Origin of the sequence: Neoroseomonas rubea (genome assembly GCF_016106015.1) — a bacterium.
Lineage (GTDB): Bacteria > Pseudomonadota > Alphaproteobacteria > Acetobacterales > Acetobacteraceae > Neoroseomonas > Neoroseomonas rubea.
The window spans coordinates 1-4,443 of the sequence record NZ_JACADQ010000341.1 but is presented as its reverse complement, the minus strand read 5'-3'; the positions used below and the strand labels follow the sequence as shown (position 1 = coordinate 4,443).

Sequence of the window (4,443 nt, the reverse complement as noted above, 5' to 3'; positions counted from 1 at the left end):
CGGCGCGGCCGAGCGCCTCGATCGCCGGCGCGATGTCGGCAAGGCCGAGCCCCGCCCCGCCCGCATCCTCCGGCACCAGCGCGAGCGTCAGGCCGAGGCCCGACAGCGCATCCCATGTGGCGCGCGGGAAGGCGCCGTCCTCCACCGCGCGCAGCGTCGCGACGTCGGCCGCGTCCGCGAGCGCACGCGCAACCTGCTCGGCGAGTTCCGCCGCGATGTCGCTGGCCATCAGCGCAGCCCCAGTTCGCGGGCGATGATGCCGCGCATGATCTCCCGCGTGCCGCCGCGCAGCGAGAAGGTGGGTGCCACCTGCGTCAGATAGGCGTGCATGCGGCGCATCTCCTCGGGCATCGCCTCCGCATCCACCAGCGCGCGGACGGCGTCGGGCAGCGCCTGCTCGAAGGTGTTGCCCAGGTCCTTCACCAGTGCGGCTTGCCGCACCGGGTCCTCGCCATCCTGCAGCATGCCGGCGACGGCGGTGGACATGGCGCGCAGCGTCCACAGCCGCGCGGCTTGCCGGCCGAGCGCGGGCGCGGCGGATGCGTCGCCGCGCAATTCCGACACCGCCGCTTCCAGCAGGGGATGGGAGGAGAGGTAGCGGTCGGGGCCGGAGCGTTCGAAGGCGAGTTCGCTCGTCGCCTGCGCCCAGCCCGCGCCTTCCTCCCCCACCAGCGCATCCGCGGGCAGCAGCACGTCGTCGAAGGTGATCTCGTTGAAGCCCTGCTCGCCCACCAGGTCGCGGATCGGGCGGATGGTGACACCCGGCGCCTTGAGGTCGACCAGCACCTGCGACAGGCCCTGGTGCCGCGCCCCGCCTTCCGGCGCGGGCGATGTGCGCACCAGCGCGATCATCCAGTCGCAGAGATGGCCGAAGGTGGTCCAGATCTTCCGCCCGTTCAGCCGCCAGCCTTCCGGCACGCGGTCCGCCCGCGTGCGCAGGCTGGCGAGGTCGGACCCGGAATCGGGCTCCGACAGCCCGATGCAGAAGGCCCATTCGCCGGACGCGATCCTCGGCAGGTACTTTTCCCGTTGCGCCTCGGTGCCCAGGCGCAGGATCAGCGGGCCCGACTGCCGGTCGCCGATCCAGTGCGCACCCACCGGCGCGCCGGCGGCGAGCATCTCCTCCAGCACGATGTTGCGCTCGAGGAAGCTGCGCTCCGCCCCGCCATAGCGCTTGGGCCAGCACATGCCGATCCAGCCGCGCGCGCCCACGGCACGCGTGAATTCGCGGTCGAAGCCCATCCAGGACCGCGCGCGCACTTCCGGCGTCCAGCGATGGGCGTGCTCGGCGATGAAGGCGCGGACCTCGGCGCGCAGCGCGGCGGCTCCGGGCGGCGGGTCGCGCAGGTCGAAGCGCAGGCCGGTCATGGCGCGCCGCGCCGGCGCGTCAGGGCGGATCGGTCACGATCCGCGACGGTGTTCCTCATGCGGCGGTTCCTCCGTCGCGATCCTGCGCGGGGAACGCGCCGCGCTCAATGCCCCTTGCCGAGCAGGCGCGACAGCACCGGGATCGCCGCGAAGCCGACGATCAGCCCGGCCACGCCCGCCATCGTCGCTTCCACCGCCCAGCCCGCGAAGCCGCCGCCCACCGCCGCCCCCGCCGCATGGGCGAGATGCGCGGGACCGCCAAGGCCGAAATGTTCCAGCCCATGCAGGATGATGCCGCCGCCAACCCAGATCATCGCCGCGGTGCCGACGACCGACAGCACCTTCAGCACGATCGGCATGCCGCGCACCAGCAGCGCGCCGGCGCCGATGCCGCGCCGGACCATAGCGACGCCGACATCGTCCGCCTTCACGATCATCGCCACCACGCCATAGACCGCGACGGTGATGACGAGGCCGACCAGCGCCAGCACCGCGCCCTGCGTCCAGATGTTCGCCTGCGGCATGGTGGCGAGCGCGATCGCCATGATCTCGGCCGACAGGATGAAGTCGGTCTTGATCGCGCCCGCGACGCGCGTGTTCTCCAGATGCAGCGCATCGACCGGCGCCGCGGCGGCCTCGGCTTCCGCCGCGTGCGGGCGGATCCATTCCAGCACCTTCTCCGTGCCCTCGAAGCACAGATAGATGCCGCCGATGATCAGCAGCGGCGTGATCAGCCAGGGCGCGAAGGCCGAGAGCAGCAGCGCCGCGGGCAGCAGGATGAGGAACTTGTTGCGCAGCGACCCCATCGCGATGCGCCAGATGATGGGCAATTCGCGCGACGCGTCGAAGCCCACCACGTAGCGCGGCGTGACGGCCGCGTCGTCGATCACCACGCCCGCCGCCTTGGCCCCCGCCTTGCCGGCCTGCAGCGCGACATCGTCGATCGAGGCCGCGGCCACCTTGGCGATGGCGGCGACGTCGTCCAGCAGGGCAAGCAGGCCTGTGCTCATGCGAAGGATCCCGGCGGCGATGGAAGGGCTGCATGGTGCCCGTTCCGGCCGTGGAAGCCAATCGCGCCGCGCGGGCAGGCAGCGATCCGGGTCACGCGCCGGGCTGCACGGCAGGCTTATGGCTGCGACCCGAACGGGGCGAGGCCGCGAGCGCGGCGGCCGGATGGTCGCGCCGGCACGCGAGGGTTCCGCGAAAGCCGTCGAGGCGACCCGAGCCCCGCTTCGGATCGAGGCGCAGCCTCGATCCGGGAGCGCGAATGCGCGACCGCGCCCAGCCCGTCAGCCGCGCCGGGCAAATCCGTTCACGGCGCGAAGGCAAGGCGGCCGGATGGCCGCCGCCCGCCGCTTGAGGGTCAATCCAGGGCTCGGCCCGGCGCCTGAGGGCGAAAAATACATCACACGATGCCCGCCGCCCGCGCCGCGGCGATCTCCGCCGCGTCCATCCCCGCGAATTCCGCCAGCACCGCATCCGTATCGCCGCCCGGCGCGGGAATGCCGTGGCGGTAGGTCGGCGGCGTGGCCGAGAGATGCAGCGGCGACGCCGCCACCCGCACCGTGCCGCCGGCATGGTGCGGCACCTCGACGATCATCCCCCGCGCGGCGATGTGCGGGTCGGCGGCGACATCGGCAGCGGTGTTCATCGGCCCGCTCGTGATCTTCGCCGCCTCCAGCCGCGCGAGCCATTCGGCGCGCGGGCGCGTGCGCAGCAGCGTGCGCATCCGGTCGAGCAGGGCCGCGCGGTGCTCCACGCGGTCCCGCGCGCGGCGGAAGCGCGGGTCATCGGCCCATTCCGGGTGGCCAAGCGCTTCGGCCAGCCGCACGAATTCGCGGTCGTTCAGCACGCCGATGACGAAGCGGCCATCCGATCCCTCGAACACGCCATAGGGGACCGCCACCGGGCTGTCATTGCCGCTGCGCGGGACAAGCCGCCCCGCATTCAGCCAGGCGGACATCGGCGCCTGCATCAGGGACGTCATGGTCTCGAACAGGTTCACGTCGATGCACTGGCCCTCGCCGGTCGCGTCGCGGTGGCGCAGCGCGGCGAGGATGGACACGCAGGCGGCGAAGCCGGTGAACATGTCGGCGACCGGTACGCCGACGCGCTGCGGCCCGCCGCCCGGCGTGCCATCAGCTTCGCCCGTCACCTCCATCAGCCCGGCCATGGCCTGGGCGACAAAATCGTAGCCGGAGCGCCCGGCATAGGGCCCGTCCTGCCCGAAGCCGGTGACGGAGCAGTAGATCAGGCGTGGATTGATCGCCTTCAGGTCGTCCCACCCCAGCCCGTAGCGCGCGAGCGTGCCGGTGCGAAAATTCTCGATCAGCACGTCGGCGCGCGCGACCATGCGTTTCAGGATCGCCGCCCCTTCCGGCTTCGCGAAATCCACCGAGACGGAACGCTTGTTGCGGTTGAGCGAGACGAAATAGGTGCTGTCCTCGCTGCCCGGCACGAAGGGCGGGCCGAGCGCGCGGAGGTCGTCGCCATCCCCGCGGCGTTCCACCTTCGCGACCTCCGCACCCAGGTCCCCCAGCATCTGCGCGCAGAGCGGCCCCGCCACCACGCGCGTCAGATCCACCACGCGCACCCCGTCCAGCGCCCCGGCCATCCGCTTCCTCCTGGTCTCGCGCCAGGGTGGCGCAGGCCGGGCGCGGCGGAAAGACGCGGCGGCGGTGGACGGGGCCCGGCGCGGCGTGCTGACCTTCGGCCCATGATCCGCGCCCTGGCTGTCCTGCTGCTGCTCCTCGCCCCCCTGCCCGCCCTCGCGCAGACCGGGCCATCCTTCAACTGCGCCCAGGCGCGCGCCTGGGACGAGCAGGCGATCTGCGCCCAGGCCGACCTTGCCGAGCTGGACCGCCGCATCGCCGCCGCCTGGCGCAGCGTGACGGAGCGCGCGACGCCGGAGGACCGCCAGCGCCTGCAAGGCGAACAGCGCGCCTGGCTCGCCGAGCGCCGCGCCTGCCAGGGCCCCAACGCGCGAGAGGCGCAATCCTGCGTCCGCCGCCTGATGCGCGCCCGCGCGCGGGACCTTGAGGCGCTGGCCCAGGGCGGGCCCGCCGGCACCGCCAG

The 4,443-nt window shown here is 73.0% G+C and carries 5 protein-coding genes; 1 reads left to right on the top strand and 4 read right to left on the bottom strand.

Features of this window, described 5'->3' with window-relative positions:
• The 4 genes from HW577_RS21295 to HW577_RS21280 form a co-directional block, all read right to left on the bottom strand.
• Nucleotides 1-229: acyl-CoA dehydrogenase family protein (locus HW577_RS21295; protein WP_198378126.1), on the bottom strand; the 229-nt coding region annotated here is incomplete at its 3' end.
• Entirely contained in the window at nucleotides 229-1,368 is a 1,140-nt protein-coding gene (locus HW577_RS21290; RefSeq protein ID WP_198378125.1) for an acyl-CoA dehydrogenase family protein, read from the bottom strand. The genes HW577_RS21290 and HW577_RS21295, both read right to left, overlap by 1 nt.
• Before the next feature lie 104 nt (nucleotides 1,369-1,472).
• Nucleotides 1,473-2,378: a DUF808 domain-containing protein gene (locus HW577_RS21285; protein ID WP_198378124.1), complete on the bottom strand. Its 906-nt coding sequence runs from the start codon at nucleotides 2,376-2,378 to the stop codon at nucleotides 1,473-1,475.
• 395 nt (nucleotides 2,379-2,773) lie between these two features.
• Nucleotides 2,774-3,982: a CaiB/BaiF CoA transferase family protein gene (locus HW577_RS21280; protein ID WP_198378123.1), complete on the bottom strand. Its 1,209-nt coding sequence runs from the start codon at nucleotides 3,980-3,982 to the stop codon at nucleotides 2,774-2,776.
• 102 nt (nucleotides 3,983-4,084) lie between these two features.
• On the opposite strand from HW577_RS21280, the gene HW577_RS21275 reads away from it, so the two are divergent.
• Nucleotides 4,085-4,443 (top strand): lysozyme inhibitor LprI family protein (locus HW577_RS21275; RefSeq protein ID WP_198378122.1); only part of this gene is annotated, 359 nt, incomplete at its 3' end.

Bases quoted from the DNA above. Each gene is read 5' to 3' on its own strand.
- HW577_RS21290 (WP_198378125.1), bottom strand. From the start codon at position 1,368: ATGACCGGCCTGCGCTTCGACCTGCGCGACCCGCCGCCCGGAGCCGCC.
- HW577_RS21285 (WP_198378124.1), bottom strand. From the start codon at position 2,378: ATGAGCACAGGCCTGCTTGCCCTGCTGGACGACGTCGCCGCCATCGCC.
- HW577_RS21280 (WP_198378123.1), bottom strand. From the start codon at position 3,982: ATGGCCGGGGCGCTGGACGGGGTGCGCGTGGTGGATCTGACGCGCGTG.